The organism is Streptomyces sp. HUAS 15-9 (genome assembly GCF_025642155.1).
In the GTDB taxonomy this organism is placed as follows: domain Bacteria; phylum Actinomycetota; class Actinomycetes; order Streptomycetales; family Streptomycetaceae; genus Streptomyces.
On sequence record NZ_CP106798.1, the window covers coordinates 2,622,489 to 2,643,564 of the forward strand.

Sequence of the window (21,076 nt, forward strand, 5' to 3'; positions counted from 1 at the left end):
TCTACGGGTGCAATGCATCCGGCGCCGGTTTCCATGCCGGGCAGCGGGAGGTCCGTGGGTGTGCGCTTGACCCTGCCGCGACGTCAACGTCTGTACTGATCCCATGCGGATCGGAGAACTCGCCACCGCCGTGGGCGTCACCACGCGCACCGTGCGGCACTACCACCACCTGGGCCTGCTGCCCGAGCCCGAGCGCCGGCCGAACGGCTATCGGAGCTACACCCTCCGGCACGCCGTCGTACTCGCCCGGATCCGGCGGCTGACCGAGCTGGGGCTCGGCCTGGCCGAGGTGCGGGACGTGCTCGCGGAGGACGCCGGCAAGGACCTCGTCGAGGTGCTCACCGAACTCGACGAGGACCTGGCCCGGCAGGAGAAGGAGATCCGGGAGCGCCGGGCCCGGCTGCGGGCGCTGCTGGACGCGGGTGAGCTGACCGCCCACGATCCCGTCTCCCCCGAACTGGCCGCGCTGCTCGCCGGGATGGCGCCCGCGTACGACTCCCCCATGGCCGCCAAGGACCGCGAGATCCTCGCGCTGATCGACACCGGGGCACCCGCGCCGGAGAAGGAACGGATGATGTCCGCCCTGCGCGGCGTCCTGGACGACCCGGACGCCCTGGCCCGCGCCCAGGAGGCGTACGCGCTGCTGGACCGGCTGGCGGACGCCGACCGGGACGACCCGCGCGTGGCGGAGACGGCCCGTTCCCTCGCCGCCTGCATCCCGCGGGATCTGCTGCCCGAGGAACAGATCGATCTCCCCCACTCTCGACTTCGCTCGACCGGGGGGACCCCCACCGCCGCGGTCCTCCGTGCCGTCTACGCCGACCTGGCGCCCGCCCAGGCGGAGGCGATCCGCCGCGCGCTGCGGATTCTCACCGGGGGACGGCCATGAGGACGGCGTACGCGCTCGCCCGTCACGAAGTGCGGCTGCTCGCGAGTCTGTGGCTGTGGGTGGTCCGGCGCGGCCACGGGACGGGCGCGGGCCGGGGGTTCGGGTATGCGCGGGGGCAGGGCGCGACGACGGCCGGGTTCGCCTTCGTGTGTGTGATCGAGACGTTCACCATGTCCGTACTGCTGCGCGACTGGCCCACGGCGCACCGGGTGGTGCTGGCCCTGGACGTCTACACCGTGGTGCTGGTCGTCGCGCTGCACGCGGCGTCCGTGGTCCGTCCGCACGTGCTGACGGCGGATGCGCTGCGCGTCCGCCATGGGGTGCGCGTCGATCTGCGGATACCGCTGGAGCGGATCACGGCCGTACGGCGCGAGACCCGCTCCACCCACGAGGGCGCCGACGCCCGCGAACTGAACATCGCGGTCGGCTCCCAGACCTCCGTCACCGTGGAGCTGGCCGGGCCCGTCCCCCATGTCACCCTCCTCGGCCGTCGGCGCGAGGTGAGCGTGGTCCGGCTGCACGCCGACGAGGCCGACCGTCTCGTACGGGCCCTCAGGCAGGCGCGAACAGCACCTTCGCCGCTCCCGGATCCGCCTGCACGAGCCTGACCCGCAGCCGCTCCCCCAGGGGGAGGCGGTCGCCCTCGATCCGGCCGATGACGGCGGGCGACTCGAGCTGCACGGTCCCCACGGTGGGCCGGTCCTCGTCCACGTCGACCACGCATCCGTCGAAGACGTCCCCGACCCGGTCCATCAGCAGCGCGGCCTCGACGATGTCGACGCACTCCCGCTCCACGGTGGCCGCGCGCCGGGAGCCCTCGGCCATCCACCGGGGCAGTTCGTCGAGCGCGGCGAGCACCCAGTCCGGCGAGGAATGTCCGGCGGCGGCCGCGAGGCAGATCTCGGTGGCGTAGCGGTCGGCGAGCCGGCGCAGCGGGGCCGTGCAGTGGGCGTAGGGGGCGGCGACTGCGGCGTGCGTGGTGAGCGCGGGCAGGGCGCCGTTCCGGAAGACGGTGTAGCCCGCGCCGCGCAGCAGGGTCGTGCACTCCTGGAGGAAGGCCGCGTGCCGGGGGCGGTGCGGGTCGAGGGAGCGGATCAGTGCCGCGTAGGACATGTGGTGCGGCCAGTCGATGCGCAGGGCGTGCGCGGTACGGCGCAGCCGGGCCACGGCGCCGCCCGGGGCGGCCGGGAGGGTGCGCAGGACGCCGGTCCCGTGGGCCAGCATCACTTGGGCCGCCGCCATGCCGGTGAGCAGGGAGAGCTGGGCGTTCCAGGCCTCGACGGGGAGGGGGGCGCGGTAGGCCGGGGCGTAGCGGTGGTCGCTCTGGACGATCTGCTGCTCGGGCACCTGGAGCGAGATGCCGCCGCGCTCGGCCTCCAGTCGCTCGCGGGTCTCGCCGATCTCCTTGAGCAGCGCGACCGGGACCTCGGCGGTGCCGGTGTCGATCTGCTTCTGCACGCCCTCGTGGTCGAACCTGGCGCGGCTGCGGACCAGGGCCCGGCGGACGTCGACGGCGCGCTGACGGCCGTCCGCGTCGAGGTCGACGGTCCACAGGACGGCCGGGCGGTCCTGGTCCGGGAGGAGGCTTGCGGCGCCGTCGCCGAGGACGCCGGGGTGCAGCGGGACCTTGCCGTCCGGGAAGTAGAGGGTGGTCGCCCGCCGGTGGGTCTCCGCGTCGAGCACGCCGCCGGGTACGACGAAGGCGGCGACGTCGGCGATGGCGTAGCGGACGCGGTGGCCGCCGTCCCGGGGGGACAGATGGATCGCCTGGTCGAGGTCGGTGGAGCCGGGCGGGTCGATGGTGAAGAAGGGGATGTCGGTGGCGTCGTACGCCGGCGGGGCGGGGGCCTTCGCGGCCCGCTCGGCCTCGGCGAGCACCTCGGCCGGGAAGTTCCGGGGAACTCCCAGTGCGGCACGGAGCGCGGTGAAGGCGGCCCGGAGAGGGGCTTCGGGGGCGCCGGTCACGCTGATGTGGCGGCGGGGCATGAGTCGAGCGTAGGGCGGGGGCGGGCGGGTGGCACGCCGTACGCTGGCGCGGAACAGCTCTATCGAAGGAGTACGTGTGCTCGTCCTGCTGCCTCCCTCCGAAGGCAAGGCGTCCTCGGGCCGTGGCGCCCCCCTGAAGCCGGAGTCGCTGTCCCTGCCGGGGCTCGGCGCCGCCCGTGAGGCCGTGCTGGGCGAGCTCGTCGAGCTGTGCGCGGGTGACGAGGAGAAGGCGCGCGAGGTGCTCGGGCTGAGCGAGGGGCTGCGGGGCGAGGTCGCGAAGAACACGGTGCTGCGGACGGCCGGGGCCCGCCCGGCCGGGGAGATCTACACGGGTGTCCTGTACGACTCCCTCGGCCTGGCCTCCCTCGACACGGCCGCCAAGCGGCGTGCCGCGCGCTCGCTGCTGGTCTTCTCCGGACTGTGGGGCGCCCTACGGGTGACCGACCGAATCCCCTCCTACCGCTGCTCGATGGGCGTGAAGCTGCCGGGCCTCGGGGCCCTGGGCACGCACTGGCGCACGGCCATGGCGCCGGTGCTTCCCGAGGTGGCGGGCGGCGGCCTGGTCCTCGACCTGCGATCCTCCGCGTACGCGGCCGCCTGGAAGCCGAAGGGTGAGGTCGCGGGGCGCACCGCGACCGTGCGGGTGCTGCACGCTCCGACCCGGAAGGTCGTCAGCCACTTCAACAAGGCGACGAAGGGGCGGATCGTGCGGAGCCTGCTGTCGTCGGGGTCCGCGCCGGAGGACCCGGCCCGGCTGGTCGAGGCGTTGCGCGATCTCGGGTACGTGGTGGAGGCGGAGTCGCCCGCGCAGGCGGGGCAGGCATGGTCGCTGGACGTGCTGGTGACGGAGATTCACTGACCCCGAGCCGCCCTCCCCGGCAGGGCATTGCGGCATGTGCAACGAGCTTTGCGCATGCTGTGTGCCGTGGGCAGGATGTGCGCCATGCCGCCGCCACCCTCTCTGCTGGACCTCGCGCCCGTCGTTCCGGTCGTGGTCGTCGAGGACGCCGCCGACGCCGTACCGCTCGCGCGGGCGCTGGTCTCGGGCGGGCTGCCCGCGATCGAGGTGACGCTGCGGACCCCGGCCGCGCTCGACGCCATCAGGGCGATCGCCGCCGAGGTGCCGGACGCGGTGGTGGGCGCGGGCACGGTCATCGCACCGGCTCAGGTGAGCGAGTGCACGGCGGCGGGGGCGCGGTTCCTGGTGAGCCCGGGCTGGACGGACGTGCTGCTGGACGCCATGCGGGCCTCAGGGGTGCCGTTCCTGCCGGGGGTGTCGACCACGACGGAGGTGGTGGCGCTGCTGGAGCGCGGGGTGCGGGAGATGAAGTTCTTCCCGGCACAGGCGGCCGGCGGCACGGCCTATCTGAGGTCGCTGGCCGGCCCGCTGCCGCAGGCCCGCTTCTGCCCCACCGGGGGCATCGGCCCGCTCAACGCCCCGGAGTATCTGTCCCTCCCCAACGTCGGCTGTGTGGGCGGGACCTGGATGATCCCGGCGGACGCGGCCGGCGCCGGGGACTGGGGGCGCGTCGAGGCGCTGGCACGTCAGGCGGCGCGGCTTACAGCGGCTCAGCGGAGGTGAGAGGTGTCATTGAACAGCCGTACGCTCGCGTTGCCGTCCGCGTAGTACGCGACCGCCGACAGCGAGGCCGCCGACAGTTCCATGCGGAACAGGGACTCGGGCGGGGCGCCGAGGGCGAGGCGGACGAAGGTCTTGATCGGGGTGACGTGCGTGACGAGCAGGACCGTGCGGCCCGCGTACGCCGCGACCAGTTTGTCGCGGGTGGCGGCGATCCGGGTGGCGGTCGCCGCGAAGCTCTCGCCGTCGCCGGTGGGCCGGGCCTGAGTATCGGCCAGCCAGGCATTGAGGTCGTCCGGGTGGCGCTCGCGCACCTCGCCGAAGGTGAGTCCCTCCCAGGCGCCGAAGTCCGTCTCCCGCAGCCCGTCGTCGATCGCGACGTCCAGCCCGAGGTGGGCGGCGACGATGCCGGCGGTCTCGCGGGTCCGGGCCAGCGGAGACGCGACGATCGCCTGGATCGTGCCTCGCCTCGCCAGCGCCGCCCCGACCCGCTCGGCCTGCTCCCGGCCGACGTCGGAGAGGGACGGATCCGTACCGCCACTGCCCGAGAACCGCTTCTGCGGAGTCAGCGGGGTCTCACCGTGCCGCAACAGCACGAGGGTGGCGGGCGCGCCGAGATCGGGGGCGGAGCTCCAGCCGGGGGTGGAGGTGGCGGGGGCGGATGTGGCAGTGGTCGCGGCCGGGGAGCCGGACGGCGTTGCCGTGCCGGAGGCCACCGCGTGGGCGGCGCGCATGTCGGCGTCGGACTTCACGCCCTCCTGCGGCGGCTCCGGAATGGCGGCCGGCCTCTTCAGGGCCGCCGTCGAGGCCGACGCGTCCCACTGTTCGCCCCGGCTCCCGGCGTCCATCGCCTCGTTGGCCAGTCGGTCCGCGTGCTTGTTCCGCTCGCGCGGGATCCACTCGTACGTCACCCGGTCCGCCGGAAGGACGCGACTCGCCTCCATCGCGAGGGGCTTCAGATCCGGGTGCTTGATCTTCCAGCGCCCCGACATCTGCTCGACGACGAGCTTGGAGTCCATCCGGACGTGGACCCGGGCCGACGGGTCCAGTTCCCGCGCCGCCCGCAGACCGGCCAACAGCCCCCGGTACTCGGCGACGTTGTTGGTGGCGACCCCGATGTGCTCGGCCGCCTCGGCGAGAGTCTCGCCCGTGGCCGCGTCGATCACCACGGCCCCGTAGCCGGCCGGCCCCGGGTTGCCCCGCGACCCGCCGTCGGCCTCGACGATGAACTCCCGCACGCCGTCCGCCCCTTACAGTCCCGACTCGGCCGTGCGCACCAGGATGCGGCGGCAGTTCTCGCAGCGCACGACCGTGTCCGGCGCGGCCTTGCGGACCTCGGCGAGCTCGGTGATGGCGAGTTCCTGGCGGCAGCCCTGGCAGGTCCGCTGGTACAGCTTGGCCGCGCCGATGCCGCCCTGCTGCTCGCGCAGCTTGTCGTAGAGCTTGAGCAGGTCCGCGGGGACGGCGCCCGCGACGACCTCGCGCTCCTTGGTCACCGAGGCCGCCTCGCCGTCGATCTCCTCGAAGGCGGCGTTACGGCGGCCGGTCGCGTCATCGATCTTCGCCTGGACGGAGGCCACCCGCTCGGTCAGCTCGCCGACGCGCTCCTGAGTGGCCTCGCGGCGCTCCATGACCTCAAGGACGATGTCCTCCAGGTCGCCCTGCCGCTTGGCGAGGGAGACGATCTCCCGCTGGAGGTTCTCCAGGTCCTTGGGGGAGGTGATCGCGCCGGAGTCGAGGCGCTGCTGGTCGCGGGCGGCGCGCTGGCGCACCTGGTCCACGTCCTGTTCGGCCTTGGTCTGTTCGCGGGCGGTGTCGCTCTCCTCGGTCTGCGCGGCGACGAGCAGGTCGCGCAGCTGGGTGAGGTCCTTGGTCAGTGAATCGATCTCGGCGTGCTCGGGCAGTGACTTCCGCTTGTGCGCCAGCTGCTGCAGGCGGACGTCGAGGGCCTGGACGTCGAGGAGTCGGATCTGGTCGGCGGGCGCGGCGTTCAGTTGGGGGCTCCCGTTGAGCTAGAAGACGAAGGGGCGCGCGAAGCGCTCGTTGGAAGGGTGGTGGGCGACGGGCGGGCGGACGCCGCGTGGGCGGTCCAGGGGTCGGTGACCGTCTTGGAGACATGGACCCGCAGGTCCCAGCCGTGGCGGTCGGAAATCTCGTCGAGCTGGGCTGCGGCCAGCTCGCACCAGGGCCATTCGGTGGCCCAGTGCGCCGCGTCGAGCAGCGCGAGAGGACTGTGGGAGACGGCCTCGGAGGCCGGGTGGTGGCGCAGGTCGGCGGTGAGGAAGGCGTCGACGCCGGCCGCCCGGACCTGGTCGAAGAGGCTGTCGCCGGAGCCGCCGCTCACCGCGATCGTGCGGATGACCCTCTCGGGGTCGCCGGCAACCCGGATGCCCTGCGCGGTGGCGGGCAGCCGCTCGGCGGCGCGGGCGGCGAACTCGCGGACGGTGAGGGGGTGGTCGAGTTCGCAGACCCGGCCGAGGCCGCGGCGGCCCTCCGGGTCGGTGGGGTCGGGCACGAGCGGCCGTACGACCCTGAGGTCCAGGGCGCCGGCCAGCGCGTCGCTGACGCCGGGGTCGGCGGTGTCGGCGTTGGTGTGGGCGACGTGCAGCGCGATGTCGTTCTTGATCAGCGTGTGCACGACCCGGCCCTTGAAGGTGGAGGCCGCGACCGTCGTCGTACCGCGCAGATAGAGCGGGTGGTGGGTGACCAGCAGGTCGGCACCCAGCTTCACCGCTTCGTCGACGATGTCCCGCACGGGGTCCACGGCGAACAGGACCCGGGAGACCTCCTGGTCGGGGTCGCCCACGACGGTGCCGACCGCGTCCCAGGACTCGGCCCGCTCGGCGGGCCACAGTTTCTCCAGCGCGGCGATGACTTCAGACAGACGGGGCACGGGGAAAAGGCTACCTGCCTGTTCTGCGGGGATGTACCGGTCGGTGTCCGAAGGGCCCCTTGCAGCACATCCGCCCTCGTTTCCTCAGGCGAACCGCGGCCCGGCCACCCGTATTGGTGAAGCGCTTGCCTGCCGGTTCCACGTCTGTGCGTACGAAAACTAGCTTCGTCGCCGGAGGTGACCGAACGATGACGGCCTGTGCGATGGAAACCACGGCCGCCGGCAAGGGCGACGACGTGCCGGCGGCGGGCTGCAGCATCACGGTGGACGGTGCCTACGCCGCCCGTCTCGCGCTGGGCGGCGACTCCTGGTTCCCGGAGCGCTGGACACTGGACGGCCCCGAGCCGTACGCCGTGCCGCTGCCCGGCAACCAGCCCGAGGAGCCCGGCACCGAGGTGCAGCCGATGGGCGACGGGCGGGTCCTCATCCACCGGCTGGTGGAGCGGCGGCACGCCTTCTCGCTGCTGTACCCGACCGGCCCCGGCACCGGTGAGCTGCCGCTGGGCACGGTGGAGTGCCCGGACCCGGGCACGGGGCTGCGGCTGCTGCCGCCGGTGCCGGGAGGCATGCGGGCGTACGCCCTGGAGGTCGGCCCCCGCTCCACGGCCGTGTGGCTGGTGGCGGGCGGCGCCTTCGGGCCCGAGCACCTCGCCGAGGTCCCGGGGCGCTGCTCGGGCGGGGTCTGGCTGGACCGCACGGGACGGATGCTCGCCCTGGACCGGGAGCTGGGCGGGATCACCAAGGCGGTCGTGGTGGATCTGGAGCGGGGCGGCGAGGTGTCACCGCTGCTGCAGATCGCGGCGGGCAGCGACGACCGGCTGCTGCTCGCCGATCCGGACAGCGGGCTGATCCTGGTCGGCTCGGACGCGCCCTCCCCCGGGCGGGAACGGTTGGGCTGGGGCGTCCTGGGCAGCAGTCTGCCGGTGCGCTTCCCGGAATGTCTGCGGCTGGCCGAGTGCGTGGTGACACCGTTCGCGATCCAGCCGGGGCAGGCGCTGACGCCGGAGCAGTGCGCGGTGGCGCTGCACATCGAGGGTCCGCACGGCAGTTGGGTCGGGGTGTGGCGGCCCGCGGAGCGGCGGGTGCACCATCTCCCGGCGCCCGGGGGATGGCTGCCCGGGGCCGGGCTGTGGACAGAGGGCGGAGCGCTGCGGCTGCCGTACGCCACGGCGGAGACCCCGTGCGGCGTGGCGGAGTCGGCGGCGCCCGCGAGAACGGGGGGTACGGGGGACAGGAAGGATGCGGGGAGACCGAGGTGCACGGGGGCACCGGATGACGCGAGCCCGGAGGATCCAGGACGGGGCCGCGGCGGCGTGGCTGTCATGGCGCTGGACGCACCCCGCGAGTCGGCGGAACCGGACCCTCCGGAACCTCTCGTGCCCCGCCCGGTGCCGCTCCAACAGGCGCCGCTGGGGCGTCTTGTAACGAAGTAGTGGCGGTCGGCGTGGCCGCCTGGATTCGCCCCGTGGTGTGCCGGTTACACTCGCCCGGCTGTACGAAAGATGATGTTGACGGGGTGAATTCTTCCGATGAGTGACGCGAGTACGACCGACCAGCTGTCCGCCGACTTTCAGGAGACCACGGGTCACGGTAAGCACCGCGGCCAGGTCTCGGCGCAGGACAGCGAAACGGCCCCGCACGGCCGGCACCGCAAGCCGGAGTCGGCCGACAGGGCGGCCTGACGGTTCGCACCGGGGGTCCATCAGCCAGGCTGATGGGCCCCCTTTCGTGTGTCACCGGCGATTGACACCAGCGTTTGTCACTGGCGTGTGTCACCGGCGTTTGAGCCCCAGCACCTCCGCCGCCGCGAACGTCTCCCCCGTCGGCCGGTCCGCGTAGTGCGGGGTGAGGAGCGCGTCGAGTTCGTCGTAGGTGAAGGTGTCCTGCTTGCTGTCGAACTGCGCCTGGACGCGTGGTCGTTCGACGACGGCGACCATGCCGCCGTGCACGACGAGCAGTTGTCCGTTGAGCCGTTCGGCGGCGGGTGAGGCCAAGTAGCCGACGAGCGGGGCGACATGCTCGGGGGCGAGCGGGTCGAGGCCCTCGCCGGGTGCCCTGAGCCCGGCGAAGACGTCCTCGGTCATCCGGGTCCGGGCGCGCGGGCAGATCGCGTTGGCCGTCACGCCGTACTTGGCGAGGGCGAGCGCCGTGGAAGTGGTCAGCCCGACGATCCCGCCCTTCGCGGCCGCGTAGTTGGGCTGGCCCGCCGAACCCGCGAGGAACGCCTCCGACGAGGTGTTCACGATCCGCCCGTAGACCGGTCCCCCGGCCGCCTTGGACCGCTCACGCCAGTGTGCGGCCGCGAAGTGCGTGGTGTTGAAGTGTCCCTTGAGGTGGACGCGGATCACCGAGTCCCACTCGTCCTCGGACATGGAGAAGACCATGCGGTCGCGCAGGATGCCCGCGTTGTTGACCAGGATGTCCAGCTTCCCGAACTCGCCGATCGCCAACCGGACCAGTTCCCGGGCCTGTCCGAAGTCGGCTACGTCCCCGGTGTGCGCGACCGCCCGGCCGCCCTGCTCGCGTATCTCGGCGGCGATCTCCTCGGCGGGCGCGGCCGATGCCTCGCCGGAGCCGTCCCGGCCGGGCTGCCCGTAGTCGTTGACGACGACGGCCGCGCCGAGCCGGGCGAGTTCGAGGGCCTCGGCCCGGCCGAGGCCGCGCCCGGCGCCCGTGACGACGGCGGACAGCCCCTCAAGTGGCAGTGACATCGGTGGGGTCCTCAGATCTCTATGCACGTACGCAGGGCCGTCCCGGTACGCATCTGGTCCAGCGCCTCGTTGATCTCGGCCAGCGGCACCCGGTGGGTGATCAGGCCCTCCAGGTCGATGCGGCCGGCCCGCCACAGGGCGATGGTGCGCTCGTAGGAGCGCAGGACGTCGCCGCCGCCGTACATCGAGGGCAGGATCCGCTTCTCGTCGAAGAACAGCTCGAACATGTTGAGCTGGAGGAAGTCGTCCATGGCGCCCGCGCCGACGACGACCAGGGTGCCGCCGCGCCGGGTGTTCTCGTACGCCGTGCGCGCGGTGGCGGACCTGCCCACGACCTCGAAGACGTAGTCGAAGCCCTCGCCGCCGGTGACCTGCTGCTTGGCGTCGGCCAGCTCGTCCGGCGAGACGGCCTTCGTGGCGCCGAATCTGAGCGCGGACGCGCGGCGGGAGGCGACCGGGTCGACGGCGACGATCTCGGCGGCGCCCTTGAGCCGGGCGCCCTGGATCGCCGAGATGCCCACGCCCCCGCAGCCGATGACGGCGACCGACGAACCGGCCTCCACGTCGGCGGTGTTGAGGACCGCGCCGAGTCCCGTCGTCACCCCGCAGCCGATGAGGGCGGCGATGTCGAAGGGCACGTCGGCCGGGATCGGCACGGCGCAGCCCGCGTCGACGACGACCTCCTCGGCGAAGGTGCCGGTGCCCGCGAAGCCGAAGACGTCGCCGCCGGGGCGCTTGAAGTTGGGGGTGCCCGCGTTCACGAACCCGGCCAGGCACAGCTCGGTCTGGCCGCGCTTGCAGGCGGGGCAGGCGCCGCAGGCGGGCAGCCAGCAGATCACGACCCGGTCACCGGGCTTGAGATGGGTGACCTTCTCGCCGACCTCGACGATCTCGCCCGCGCCCTCGTGCCCGGGGACGAAGGGCGCCGGCTGCGGAAGCACCCCGTTCATCGCGGACAGGTCCGAGTGGCACAGCCCCGTGGCGCGCACCCGCACCCGCACCCTGCCGGGGCCGAAGCTCACCGCCTCGACGTCGTCGAGGACCTCCAGCTTGTCCTGGCCGATCTCGTGCAGTACGGCTGCGCGCATGCTGCGGCTCCCCTCGAATGCTTCGGTGGCTCGTCGAACTCTTCGGTGGCTCGGGTGACTCAGGAGTGTTCGACGACGGTGTCGGCGAGGACGGGCGCGTCGTCCCTCTCGACCGCGCTCACGGCGACCCGTACGGCGCCTGCCTGCCGCCACATGCGGATGCGCAGGGTCTCTCCCGGATATACCACCCCCGCGAAGCGCGTGGTGTAGGAGCGGACCCGGCTCACATCGCCGCCCAGCAGCGTGTCGACGACCGCCTTGAGCGTGATGCCGTAGGTGCACAGCCCGTGCAGGATGGGCCGGTCGAACCCGGCGACCTTGGCGAACTCGGGGTCGGCGTGCAGCGGGTTCCAGTCGCCGGAGAGGCGGTAGAGCAGCGCCTGGTCCTCGCGGAGGCGCTTCTCGACGGTCCGGTCGGGCTCGCCCGCGGGCGGTTCGGTGGGGGTCCCCCCGCTCGAGCGAAGCCGAGAGTGGGGGAGGCTGGAGGGGCCACGGTCGCCGCCCCAGCCGCCTTCCCCGCGTACGAAGATCTGCGCGTCGTTGGTCCACAGCGGCCCGTCGGCGTCGGTGACCTCGGTGCGCATCACGAGGACGGCCGCCTTGCCCTTGTCGTGGACAGCGGCGATGCGGCCGGTGGCGGTCGCGGTGCCCTCGACGGGGATGGGGCGGTGCAGGGTCAGCGACTGGCCGCCGTGCAGCACGCGGGCGAGGTCGACATCGACGCCGGGCATGGACAGGCCACTGATCACCCCGGGTGACCCGTTGCCCGCGACGGTGGCGAAGCTCGGCAGGACGTGCAGCCGGGACTCCAGGGTGTAGCGCAGTTCGTCGGGGTCGGTGGCGGGGACTCCGGCGCCCAGGCCCAGGTGGTAGAGCAGGACGTCCTTGCGGTCCCAGCTGATCTCACCGGAACGGGGTTCGGCGGCGAGGGCCTTCGCTGCGTCGATGGGCATACGGCTCCTGACACTCACGGCTTGCTTCGGACGGCGGCTTCAAGACCTCGGTGCGGCCGTCCGCACCGTCGGCCGCACCGAGGTCGTCACGGGCCGACCTAGAACGCGTTCCAGTCCGGCGCCCCTTGTATAGCCCAGCACCCCTTACTTGTGAAGGCTCCTGACACTGTGTCAGCTCATGTCGGCCGTGACATTTGTACTGCCCGAGTCCGTACATGCGCATCTGCCGGACAGGGGGCCGGAATTCATAGCGTCGTAGGCATGACACAGACATCAGCCGCCGTGTCCTTCACGGGAGCCGTCAAGGCCTACGGCCCGCTCCGCGCCGTCGACGGCATCGCGCGCGGCATCGCGCGCGGCATCGCGCGCGGCATCGCGCGCGGCATCGCGCGCGGCGAGACCGTCGCCCTGCTCGGCCTCCCCCAAGCTCTCGGCTTCGCTCGACGACGCCTTCCTCACCCTGACCTCGCACGGAACGGAAACCGAGACGAAGACGGGGACAGGGACGGCGATGAGGACGAAGACGGAGACGGTCTGATGTGGGACTACCTGCGCCTGGAAGTGCGCCGCACCCTGCGCGACACGGGCTTCGTGATCGGCGGGATCGCGATACCGGTGATGATGTATCCGCTGTTCACCAACCTCGGCGAGAACGACAGCGCCTGGAAGACCGCCTCCATGGTCGGCACGGCCGCGTACGGCGCGGTCGGCTCCGCCCTCAATCCCGGGGGCGCGGTCGCCGAGGACCGGGCGATCGGCTGGCTGCGGCAGCTGAGGGTGACGCCGGTGACCCCGCGCGAGGTGGTGATCGGGCGGGCGCTGACCGGTTCGGTGACCGTGCTCCCGGCGATTGTCGCCGTGCTCGTGGCGGGCGGTCTGGTGAACGGCGTCCGGCTGGGGGCCTGGCAGTGGGCCGCGGTGGCGGTGCTGCTGTGGTTCGGCTCGATCCCCTTCACCCTGCTCGGCCTCGGCAACGGCTACCGGCTGACCGGTCCGGCCACCGGCGTGGCGAACATGATCGGCAACCTGGGGCTCGCGGTGCTCGGCGGTCTCTGGTTCCCGATCGAGCTCTTCCCCGGCCGGCTACGCCCGGTCTCGGCGTACACCCCAACCCATGGCATCGCCGAGCTGGGCACCTCGGTCGCCGCGGGTCACGCCCCGGCACTCGACGCGATTCTCGTACTGACGTTCTGGATGCTGGTGTTCTGTTCGTACGCTGTGCTGTCGTACCGCCGTGGTGCGGGGACCAGCTGATCGGGGGATCTCGGGTGAACAAGGACATGGTGAACGAGGGCATGTCGTGGTGGCAGGGAGTGCGGTGCCAGGTGGCCGCCTGGCAGGCCGCACGGGCGGCGTGGCGGGCGGACATGGACCGCTTCCGGGCCGCGCAGAAGGCCGCCCGGAAGAACGGGGAGACCCCTGAGCATCCGGGCCCGCCGCCCACCGGTTTCGCGCTGCTGCCATGGCTTCTCATGGGGCTGGGCTCCTTCTCCAATCTCTTCCAGGGCAAGACCCCCAACCCGTGGATCGGCGGCCTGGGCCTGCTCGCCTTCAACTCGCTGTACGTCTACGTGACGTTCCGCGCCTTCGACCGGAAGAAGCGCGAGGCGACGTCCACCCGGGTGGCGCTGCTGCTGATGGGCCTGCTGACCACGGGCCTGGCCCTCGGGTACGGCGGCAGCTGGCTGCTGTTCTTCCCTCTGCTGGGCCTCGCGACGGGCGCCACCCTGCGCGGTCCGTGGCTGGGCAGGACGGGCATCCTGCTGGCCGCGTTCGCCGGTACCGTCTCCGGCTTCCGCGACGGGTGGGACGCGGTGAACATCGCGTACGGCACCTTCCTGTCGAGCATGGTGACGGCCGCGATCCTGGGTCTCAGCGAGGCCGTACGGGAACTGCGCGCCGCCCGTGAGGAACTGGCCCGCCGCGCGGTGGAGAAGGAGCGCCTGCGCTTCTCCCGCGATCTGCACGATCTGCTCGGCCACACCCTGTCGGTGATCGTGGTCAAGTCGGAGGCGGCCCGGCGTCTCGCCCCGCGCGACATGGACGCGGCGCTGTCGCAGATCAACGACATCGAGTCGGTGGGCAGGCAGGCGCTGACCGAGATCCGCGAGGCGGTGACCGGCTACCGGGAGGGCAGCCTCGCCACGGAGCTGACCCGCGCCCGCTCGGCCCTGTCCGCGGCCAGTGTGGAGCCGGTGGTCAGGCAGTCCGGCACCCCGCTGACCTCGCAGACGGAGGCCCTGCTGGGCTGGGTGGTGCGCGAGGCGGTCACCAACGTCGTCCGGCACAGCGACGCCGGCCGCTGTGAGATCACCGTGGAGAGCGGCGCGGAGCGGGTACGGCTGACGGTCACGGACAACGGCACCGGCGCGGCCGCCGCCGAACCCTGGGAGGGCATCGGCGGCACCGGGCTCAAGGGGCTGACCGAGCGCCTCGCGACGGCGGGCGGCTCCCTGCGGGCCGGCCCGTCGCCGCGCGGCGGCTTCACGGTCACCGCCGAACTCCCCACGGAACCGGCGGAGCTGTCGGCGGCCGGGGCGGCTACGGCGCCCAGGGCGAGCTGACCACCCAGCTCACGTCGTCGCTCCACGACGTACCGCTGTCCCAGGTGTTCGAGCCGCCGTTGCTCGCTACGTAGACGTTGTAGTCGTAGTGGCGCAGATATCTGGTCGGATAGTTGTACGACGCGAACGAGGTGCCCGTGCCGCTCTTGCCGGTCTGTGGGCAGAACGTGGCATCGGTCCTGAACTGGGCGCTGCCGTCCATGGGCTGCCGGTAGAGCCGGTAGTTGTAGTGGCGCAGGAAGTCGCCGGGGTAGTTGCGCGACTCGAAGGAGACGCAGGAGCCGGCGGCGAGGCCCTTGCGGACGATCCAGGTGGCATCGCTCCTGTCGAGGGCCGAACTGCTTGACGTCACCGCGGAGATGACGGCCGCGTTGTTCTGGTGGCGGACGTAGTCGGTGGTGCAGCAGGAGGTCGTCGCGCGCAGCGAGATCTCCGAGCCGGGCGTGAGGGAGCCGGTACGGCCGGTCGGGCCGCCGTAGCCGACGGAGACGATATTGGCCTGCACGGCGTTGTCGGCGGCGTCCGTCGGGATGCCGGAGGTCATGACGCCCTCGAAGAAGGACCCTATGGAGCCGTTGCTGTTGTCACCGCCGGTGCCGAGCACGATCGCGCCCTCCTGGTGCATCGGTGAGTAGCCGCCTGCGGTCGGCTCTCCTCCCGAATATGTGGTGGTGAGTCCACCGGATTGCGCATTGCCGTATTTCAGCGCGAAATGGTTCTGCCCGTTGTTCTTCAGCAGCGCGGTGACGAACGGCAGCGGTCCGGTTCCGGTGTTGGACGAGTTCTTGCTGTACCCGGCGTCCGACTAGATGTACTCGGCCGTCACGTTGGTGACACGCAGCCGTCGGTAGTTGATCAAGGAAGGACCTCCGGGCGTAGTGGAGATAGCCGTCTTCACTCACCTCGGAGGTCCTGGTGGCCCACGCTAATGCCCGGCTGACTTTTCACGGCAGATGCCTGCTGGTGCGTCGTGTCGTACTGGACCGGCGTCCGGTCGCTCACGTCGCAAAGGAACTCGGCGTCTCCCGCCAGTGCGCCCATCGCTGGGTGAACCGCTACCGCGCGGAGGGCTGGAGCGGGCTGCAGGACCGCAGCAGCAGTCCGCACCGCCGTCCCACCCGCACACCCGCGGCCGTCGAACAGCGCGTGCTCAAAGCCCGCCGCACCCTGCGCACGGGTCCCGACGCCCTGGCCGAGCAGACCGGCGTCCCCGCCCGCACCATCAGCCGGATCCTCAGCCGCCACCAGGTGCCGGCGCTGTCCGCCTGCGACCCGCTGACCGGCCAGGTCATCCGCGCCACCAGGGCCAGCAGCCGCCGCTACGAACACTCCCGGCCCGGCGACATGATCCATGTCGACGTCAAGAAGCTCGGCAGGATCCCCCGCGGCGGCGGCCATCGCGCCCACGGCCGCGGTGAACGACCCGGATCGATGCGGGGACTGGGTTACGACTACGTCCACGCTGCCGTCGACGACCACTCCCGCCTCGCCTACGCCGAGATCCTCCCCGACGAGAAGGGCACCACCTGCGCGGGCTTTCTCACCCGCGCAGCCGCGTTCTTCCACGCTCACGGCATCACCCGCATCGAGCGGGTCATGACCGACAACGCCAAGAACTACCGGCTCTCGCACGACTTCCAGACCGCATGCCAAGCACTCGGAGCACGCCAGAAGTTCACCCGCCCGCACTGCCCGTGGACCAACGGAAAGGTCGAACGGTTCAACCGCACCCTGCAGACCGAATGGGCTTACCGGAAGGTCTTCACCAGCAATGCCCAACGCGCGCGAGCACTCGCGCCCTGGCTCGACTTCTACAACACTGGCCGCCGACACACCGCGCTCGGCGGCCAGCCACCGATCAGCCGACTGTCACCAACCTCATGACCGAGTACAACTAGAACAGACCGTTCTCCAGGTCGGCCTGCACCCACGGCCCCTGGCCGTAGCAGGGGGCGAACCAGCACTCGGTGCCGAAGTTGATGGCGTCCATGTGGCCGTTGCCGGTGTCCATGTTGTTCGTCTCGGCGTTGCCGTAGTCGAAGCAGCAGGCGCCGTTGACGTGCGTGCCGGAGGTCACCATGTACATCCCCTCGGCCTGCCCGTTCACGGCCACGCCGGAGGTGGAGTTGTCCCGGTAGCCCATGCCGGCGGAGATCTCCAGGGCGTAGACCTGGTGGCCGCCGACGGTCACCGGAAGCGCGTCCGCGGGCGCCCCGACATCGGCCGCGCCGGCCCCGCCCGCGCCCTCGATGGTGAGGTCGTTGTGGCGCGAGGACTGGTCGTAGATCTTGGTGATGATGCAGGTCGTGCCGGAGCAGAAGGAGTCCTGCGCGGCCGCGTTGGCGTACCCGCCCGTCGCCAGCAGCCCTATGTTGGCGGTGGCGCCGTCGGAGGCGCGCTGCACCTGGTAAAGCGAGCCGCCGTAGGACGAGTAGAGCGCCCGCACGAGGCTGTGCGCGGCGACGCAGGGGGTGCCTGCGGCGGCGTAGATGTCACAGGGCAGGGAACTCGCGGCGGCCGCCTGCGGGGCGCCGACGCCGAGCAGCAGCGCGGCGACGGTGGCGAACGCCGCGAGGACGGACAGGGCGGCCCTTCTCAGTCGCCGGGGACATGAGCGCGGGAGTCTTGGGAACACGGTGCACCTCTTCGGTTCCTCGTAGGGCGGTGCGGGCACGGTCGATCCGGTGTGGTCGAAATACCGGACGCCGTTCGATCGAAATACCGAACCTGTTCAGAGTCGAAATTCCGAACAATTACCGGAAATGCAGAGGTGATTGTTTGCGCGTCATCTGAAGGCGTCAACCCCCGCGGACCCGAACAATGACGAGTTTTTAATTGGCCGCGCTTGGCTACGCTTGGGTCGTGAAGAACATCCGGGTCCTGCTCGCCGAGGACCAGGGCATGATGCGCGGCGCCCTGGCCCTCCTGCTCGGCATGGAGGACGACATCGAGGTGGTCGCCCAGGTCGCGACAGGCGACGCGATCGTGGACGCCGCGCTGCTGCACCGGCCCGACGTGGCCCTGCTGGACATCGAACTGCCGGGCCTGAGCGGGCTGGACGCAGCGGAGCAACTGCGCGAGCAGGCACCCGACTGCCGGGTCCTGATCCTGACCACCTTCGGCCGGCCCGGCTATCTGCGCCGGGCCATGGAGGCCGGGGCCGCCGGTTTCCTGGTCAAGGACGGTCCGGTGGAGGAACTGGCCGAGGCGGTCCGGCGCGTGCTCACCGGGGAGACGGTGGTCGACCCGGCGCTGGCCGCGGCCGCGCTCAGTGCCGGGCCGAGTCCGCTCACCGCCCGCGAGTGCGATGTGCTGAAGGCGTCGGTGGACGGTGCGACGGTCGCCGACATCGCGGGCAAGCTGCATCTGTCCGAGTCGACGGTCCGCAACTACCTGTCCTCCGCCATCGGCAAGACGGGCACCCGCAACCGGGCGGAGGCGGTACGGGAAGCCCGGCAGCAGGGGTGGCTCTGACCTCCCGGAGACCTACTTCGTCACCTCCGCCGACTGGGCACTCGTGCCGTCCGGCGCCATGCACACGAACCAGTTCGCCGCCGTGAAGCCGTCGACCGGCACGATCGCGGGGTCCGGGATGTTGTGGCGGTAGGCCACCGGCCCCTTCCTCGCGACGGACGTCGTACCGTCCTTCCAGCGGCAGGTGACCTCACGGGCGGTCTTGGCGACCATTCCCACCACCAAGGGTTGCCGACTGTCGTCGGCCTTCATCGGTACGGAGGCGGACTCCAGATCCGTGCCCGCCAAGTGCCCCGGCTTGTTCACCGTGTCGTACAGGACCTGCTGGCGGTCGGTTCCATACCTCTTGATCGCGAAGAACGACATCTTGCCGACCAGGTCGGCAGGCTTGGTGACGCCCGCGACGTACAACTTCTCTTCGACCATGGCGTCGAACTGCCTTGCCGCCTCGGTCCGGTTGCGCGGCGCTCCCCACACCTGAAGCTGGACGGACCAGGGCTTCCCCTTGTAGACGCCCCGCGACAGCTCGGTCTCCTGCGGCTCGAACACATGCCGCGCCTCCGGCGAAGCCGGCCGCGTGGCCACCGGCGCGCCCCTGTCCCCGTGCCCGCCCGGCATCCCGGTCAGCGCCAGCGTCGCTCCCGTCGAGCCCGCCAGCACCAGCGCCGTCGTCGCCGCGACCGCCCACCGCCGCGCCCTGCGGCGCCGCCCGCCGCGCATGACCGCCTGCACCGGGGCTATACCGATCTCGACCTCGTCCGCGGCGTCCGCGAGAAGGAGGGCGATGTCCGTCTGCGTCATGTCGTTGGTCCTCTCCTGGCCCGCGCTCATCACTTCCGCCCTCCGTGGGTCACCATCTCCGCCAGCCCCGGTATGGCCCGGAGTTTCGCGATCCCCTTGGCCGTGTTGCTCTTGACCGTGCCGACCGAGCAGCCCATCGCCTCGGCCGTCTGTGTCTCCGTCAGGTCCTCCCAGTACCGCAGGACCACCGCCTCCCGCTGCCGCGCGGGCAGTTGGCCGAGCGCCTTCAGCAAGGCGCTGCGGTCGTCGGCCTGGGAGATGCGGTCGCCGGTGTCGGCCACCTCATGTGCCAGACCCGAGTCGTCCCTCGGCGCCAGGAACTCCTTCAGCCTTCTGCGGTGCCTGCGCGCATGCGCGTTGATCATCACGCGCCGTACATAGGCCTCCGGGTCGTCGGCCGAGCCGACCTTTCGCCAGGCCACATAGACCTGTTCGAGCGTCGACTGGACGAGGTCCTCAGCGGCGTGCTGCTCCCCCGTGAGGAGAAATGCCGTACGCATCAGCCGCAGCCAGCGGCCGACGACGAAGCTCTGGAACTCCTCGTCCCGAGCCTTCTTCCGATCCCCCATGGGCACCTCCTAGATGTACAAAGGAGTCCACGGACCACCCGGATCGTTGCCTCCCCCGCGCCTCGATTCGCAAGAGCCGCAGAGGTCTCAGTTCGCAGAGGTCGCGGAAGCCGCCGAAGTCGCCGCGGCCTTCGAAACCCTTCGCGGCAGCCACACCAGCATCAGCACCGCACCGCCGAGCAGCACCGCCGTACCCGTGCGGAAGGCCAGCGCGTATCCGTCGGTGAGCGCCTCGGCCCCGCCGCCGCTGCCCGTCCGGGCCGCCGCGATCGTCGACATCACCGCGAGCCCCAGCGAACCGCCCATCGTGCGCGAGGTGTTGACCAGCCCGGACACCACACCTGCGTCCCCCGGCGCCGCGCCCGACGTGGCCAGCGAGGCGAGCGGGGTCGCGGCCAGGCCCGCGCCCAGCATCATCAGGACGCCCGGGAACATGATCGCCGTCAGATAGCCGCCGTGCGCGCTCATCGTCGACTGCCACCCGAACCCGGCGGCCGCCACCAGCGTGCCGAGCCCCGCCAGCGCGCGTGCCCCGGCCACCGGCAGCAGGCGCGGCGCCAGCTTCGAGCCCACGATCACGGCCAGGGAGCTGGGCACCAGCGCGAGTCCGGCGTCCAGCGGCGAGTAGCCGAGCACGTTCTGCGCGTACAGCGTCATGAAGTACCACATGCAGAACATCGCCGAACCGCACACGAACATGGCCGCGTTGGCCGACGCCACCGAGCGCAGCCGCAGCAGCCCGAGCGGCATCAGCGGGGCCGCCGTGCGCGCCTCCACGACGAGGAACAGCCCGATGAGCGCGAGCCCGGCGGTCAGCGGTACCAGGGTGGCCGTCGCCATCCACCCCTCGGCCTCGGTCTGCACGATCCCGTACGCCAGCGTCGCGAGCCCGCCCGTCACCAGCAGCGCGCCCGGCAGATCCAGCCGCCGCCGGTCCCCCGCCCGGCTCTCCACCAGCCACACCAGGGAGCCGGCCAGCACCACGGCGCCCACCGGCACGTTGATGAGCAGCACCCACCGCCACGACAGCACGTCCACCAGCACCCCGCCGACCAGCCCGCCCGCGGCACCCCCGCCGGCACCCACCGCGGTCCAGGTGGCGATGGCCCGCGCCCGTGCCGCCCCCTCCGGCACCGTCGCCGTCAGCAGGGTCAGTGTCGAGGGCGCCAGCACCGCCGCCCCGAGCCCCTGCACGGCCCGCGCCAGCAGCAGTTGCCAGCCCTCCTGGGCCACCCCGCCGCCCAGCGAGGCCAGCGTGAACAGCGCGAGCCCGATCAGGAACATCCGCTTGCGGCCGTACAGGTCCCCGGCCCGGCCGCCCAGCAGCATGAACCCGGCGAAGGCGATCGCGTACGCGTTCACCACCCACTGCAGCCCGGACGGGCTCAGGCCGAGGTCGGTGCGCATCGACGGCAGCGCCACGTTGACGACGGACACGTCCAGCACGACCAGGAACTGTCCGGCGCAGGCGAGCGCCACCACCAGCCAGGTGGGGGGTGTGGTGCGAGGACGTATGAAGGAGGAGGAGGTGTCGGCGGCTTCGAGCATGGGCGTCATGCTCTCAACCCG

General features: G+C 71.9%; 21 protein-coding genes and 2 pseudogenes. 10 read left to right on the forward strand and 13 right to left on the reverse strand.

What is annotated here, in order from left to right; genetic code table 11:
- Positions 1–103 precede the first annotated feature (103 nt).
- Together N8I87_RS12010 and N8I87_RS12015 are read left to right on the forward strand one after the other, a co-directional pair.
- Positions 104–889 carry a MerR family transcriptional regulator gene (locus N8I87_RS12010; RefSeq protein WP_263208166.1) on the forward strand — a complete coding sequence of 262 codons (786 nt, stop codon included), beginning with the start codon at positions 104–106 and terminating at the stop codon, positions 887–889.
- Entirely contained in the window at positions 886–1,497 is a 612-nt protein-coding gene (locus N8I87_RS12015) for a hypothetical protein (RefSeq protein ID WP_263208169.1), read from the forward strand. Before N8I87_RS12010 ends, N8I87_RS12015 begins: the two co-directional genes overlap by 4 nt.
- On the opposite strand, the gene N8I87_RS12020 is transcribed toward N8I87_RS12015, so the two are convergent.
- Complete coding sequence (locus N8I87_RS12020; protein WP_263208172.1) at positions 1,442–2,875, reverse strand: RNB domain-containing ribonuclease; 1,434 nt, start codon at positions 2,873–2,875, stop codon at positions 1,442–1,444. The genes N8I87_RS12015 and N8I87_RS12020 overlap by 56 nt on opposite strands.
- A 76-nt stretch (positions 2,876–2,951) precedes the next feature.
- On the opposite strand from N8I87_RS12020, the gene yaaA reads away from it, so the two are divergent.
- Positions 2,952–3,734 carry a peroxide stress protein YaaA gene (gene yaaA / locus N8I87_RS12025; RefSeq protein ID WP_263208174.1) on the forward strand — a complete coding sequence of 261 codons (783 nt, stop codon included), beginning with the start codon at positions 2,952–2,954 and terminating at the stop codon, positions 3,732–3,734.
- A 75-nt stretch (positions 3,735–3,809) separates the two neighbouring features.
- Positions 3,810–4,457 (forward strand): bifunctional 4-hydroxy-2-oxoglutarate aldolase/2-dehydro-3-deoxy-phosphogluconate aldolase, encoded by a 648-nt coding sequence (gene eda / locus N8I87_RS12030; protein ID WP_263216403.1) that lies wholly within the window; start codon positions 3,810–3,812, stop codon positions 4,455–4,457.
- Here eda and N8I87_RS12035 read toward each other — a convergent pair.
- From N8I87_RS12035 to N8I87_RS12045, 3 genes are read right to left on the reverse strand one after another with little or no spacing between them, the layout of a single operon-like run.
- Positions 4,445–5,692, reverse strand: a complete 1,248-nt coding sequence (locus N8I87_RS12035; protein WP_263208177.1) for a bifunctional RNase H/acid phosphatase — start codon at positions 5,690–5,692, stop codon at positions 4,445–4,447. The genes eda and N8I87_RS12035 overlap by 13 nt on opposite strands.
- 12 nt (positions 5,693–5,704) lie before the next feature.
- Positions 5,705–6,448, reverse strand: a complete 744-nt coding sequence (locus N8I87_RS12040; protein WP_317633557.1) for a zinc ribbon domain-containing protein — start codon at positions 6,446–6,448, stop codon at positions 5,705–5,707.
- Positions 6,445–7,347, reverse strand: coding sequence for a Nif3-like dinuclear metal center hexameric protein (locus tag N8I87_RS12045; protein ID WP_263208182.1), 903 nt, complete (start codon positions 7,345–7,347; stop codon positions 6,445–6,447). The genes N8I87_RS12040 and N8I87_RS12045 overlap by 4 nt, the downstream gene beginning before the upstream one ends.
- A 188-nt stretch (positions 7,348–7,535) precedes the next feature.
- Here N8I87_RS12045 and N8I87_RS12050 point away from each other — a divergent pair, with 188 nt between their 5' ends.
- Both N8I87_RS12050 and N8I87_RS12055 read left to right on the forward strand, forming a co-directional pair.
- Positions 7,536–8,780 carry a hypothetical protein gene (locus N8I87_RS12050; protein WP_263208183.1) on the forward strand — a complete coding sequence of 415 codons (1,245 nt, stop codon included), beginning with the start codon at positions 7,536–7,538 and terminating at the stop codon, positions 8,778–8,780.
- Positions 8,781–8,876: 96 nt separating this feature from the next.
- Positions 8,877–9,029, forward strand: coding sequence for a hypothetical protein (locus N8I87_RS12055; RefSeq protein ID WP_263208185.1), 153 nt, complete (start codon positions 8,877–8,879; stop codon positions 9,027–9,029).
- Positions 9,030–9,119: 90 nt separating this feature from the next.
- On the opposite strand, the gene N8I87_RS12060 is transcribed toward N8I87_RS12055, so the two are convergent.
- From N8I87_RS12060 to N8I87_RS12070, 3 genes are read right to left on the reverse strand one after another with little or no spacing between them, the layout of a single operon-like run.
- Entirely contained in the window at positions 9,120–10,058 is a 939-nt protein-coding gene (locus N8I87_RS12060) for a 3-oxoacyl-ACP reductase (RefSeq protein WP_263208187.1), read from the reverse strand.
- Positions 10,059–10,069: 11 nt separating this feature from the next.
- Positions 10,070–11,146, reverse strand: a complete 1,077-nt coding sequence (locus N8I87_RS12065; RefSeq protein ID WP_263208190.1) for a Zn-dependent alcohol dehydrogenase — start codon at positions 11,144–11,146, stop codon at positions 10,070–10,072.
- Between the two features lie 59 nt (positions 11,147–11,205).
- Positions 11,206–12,099, reverse strand: coding sequence for a MaoC/PaaZ C-terminal domain-containing protein (locus N8I87_RS12070; RefSeq protein WP_263208193.1), 894 nt, complete (start codon positions 12,097–12,099; stop codon positions 11,206–11,208).
- A gap of 537 nt (positions 12,100–12,636) precedes the next feature.
- Between N8I87_RS12070 and N8I87_RS12075 the strand changes: the two genes are divergently transcribed.
- Together N8I87_RS12075 and N8I87_RS12080 are read left to right on the forward strand one after the other, a co-directional pair.
- Positions 12,637–13,353, forward strand: a complete 717-nt coding sequence (locus N8I87_RS12075; protein WP_263216406.1) for an ABC transporter permease — start codon at positions 12,637–12,639, stop codon at positions 13,351–13,353.
- 41 nt (positions 13,354–13,394) lie between these two features.
- Entirely contained in the window at positions 13,395–14,663 is a 1,269-nt protein-coding gene (locus tag N8I87_RS12080) for a sensor histidine kinase (RefSeq protein WP_263216407.1), read from the forward strand.
- Here the strand turns inward: N8I87_RS12080 and N8I87_RS44330 are convergent.
- Complete coding sequence (locus tag N8I87_RS44330) at positions 14,641–15,168, reverse strand: AbfB domain-containing protein (RefSeq protein WP_263216410.1); 528 nt, start codon at positions 15,166–15,168, stop codon at positions 14,641–14,643. The two genes, N8I87_RS12080 and N8I87_RS44330, sit on opposite strands and share 23 nt — an antisense overlap.
- Positions 15,151–15,429, reverse strand: a pseudogene (locus tag N8I87_RS44335) (arabinofuranosidase catalytic domain-containing protein); the annotation flags it as partial. The gene N8I87_RS44330 and the pseudogene N8I87_RS44335, both read right to left, overlap by 18 nt.
- A 149-nt stretch (positions 15,430–15,578) precedes the next feature.
- On the opposite strand from N8I87_RS44335, the gene N8I87_RS12095 reads away from it, so the two are divergent.
- Positions 15,579–16,547 (forward strand): IS481 family transposase, encoded by a 969-nt coding sequence (locus N8I87_RS12095; RefSeq protein WP_263208195.1) that lies wholly within the window; start codon positions 15,579–15,581, stop codon positions 16,545–16,547.
- 13 nt (positions 16,548–16,560) lie between these two features.
- On the opposite strand, the pseudogene N8I87_RS12100 reads toward N8I87_RS12095, so the two are convergent.
- Positions 16,561–17,298, reverse strand: a pseudogene (locus N8I87_RS12100) (arabinofuranosidase catalytic domain-containing protein); the annotation flags it as partial.
- A 227-nt stretch (positions 17,299–17,525) separates the two neighbouring features.
- Here N8I87_RS12100 and N8I87_RS12105 point away from each other — a divergent pair.
- Positions 17,526–18,137: a response regulator gene (locus N8I87_RS12105; protein ID WP_411577218.1), complete on the forward strand. Its 612-nt coding sequence runs from the start codon at positions 17,526–17,528 to the stop codon at positions 18,135–18,137.
- A gap of 12 nt (positions 18,138–18,149) precedes the next feature.
- Here N8I87_RS12105 and N8I87_RS12110 read toward each other — a convergent pair whose 3' ends face one another.
- From N8I87_RS12110 to N8I87_RS12120, 3 genes are all read right to left on the reverse strand, one after another.
- Entirely contained in the window at positions 18,150–18,938 is a 789-nt protein-coding gene (locus N8I87_RS12110; protein WP_263208198.1) for a hypothetical protein, read from the reverse strand.
- A gap of 29 nt (positions 18,939–18,967) precedes the next feature.
- Positions 18,968–19,507 carry a SigE family RNA polymerase sigma factor gene (locus N8I87_RS12115; RefSeq protein WP_263208200.1) on the reverse strand — a complete coding sequence of 180 codons (540 nt, stop codon included), beginning with the start codon at positions 19,505–19,507 and terminating at the stop codon, positions 18,968–18,970.
- An 87-nt stretch (positions 19,508–19,594) separates the two neighbouring features.
- A complete protein-coding gene (locus tag N8I87_RS12120) occupies positions 19,595–21,064 on the reverse strand; it encodes an MFS transporter (protein WP_411577219.1) in 1,470 nt (489 codons plus the stop codon).
- Between the last annotated feature and the right edge of the window lie 12 nt (positions 21,065–21,076).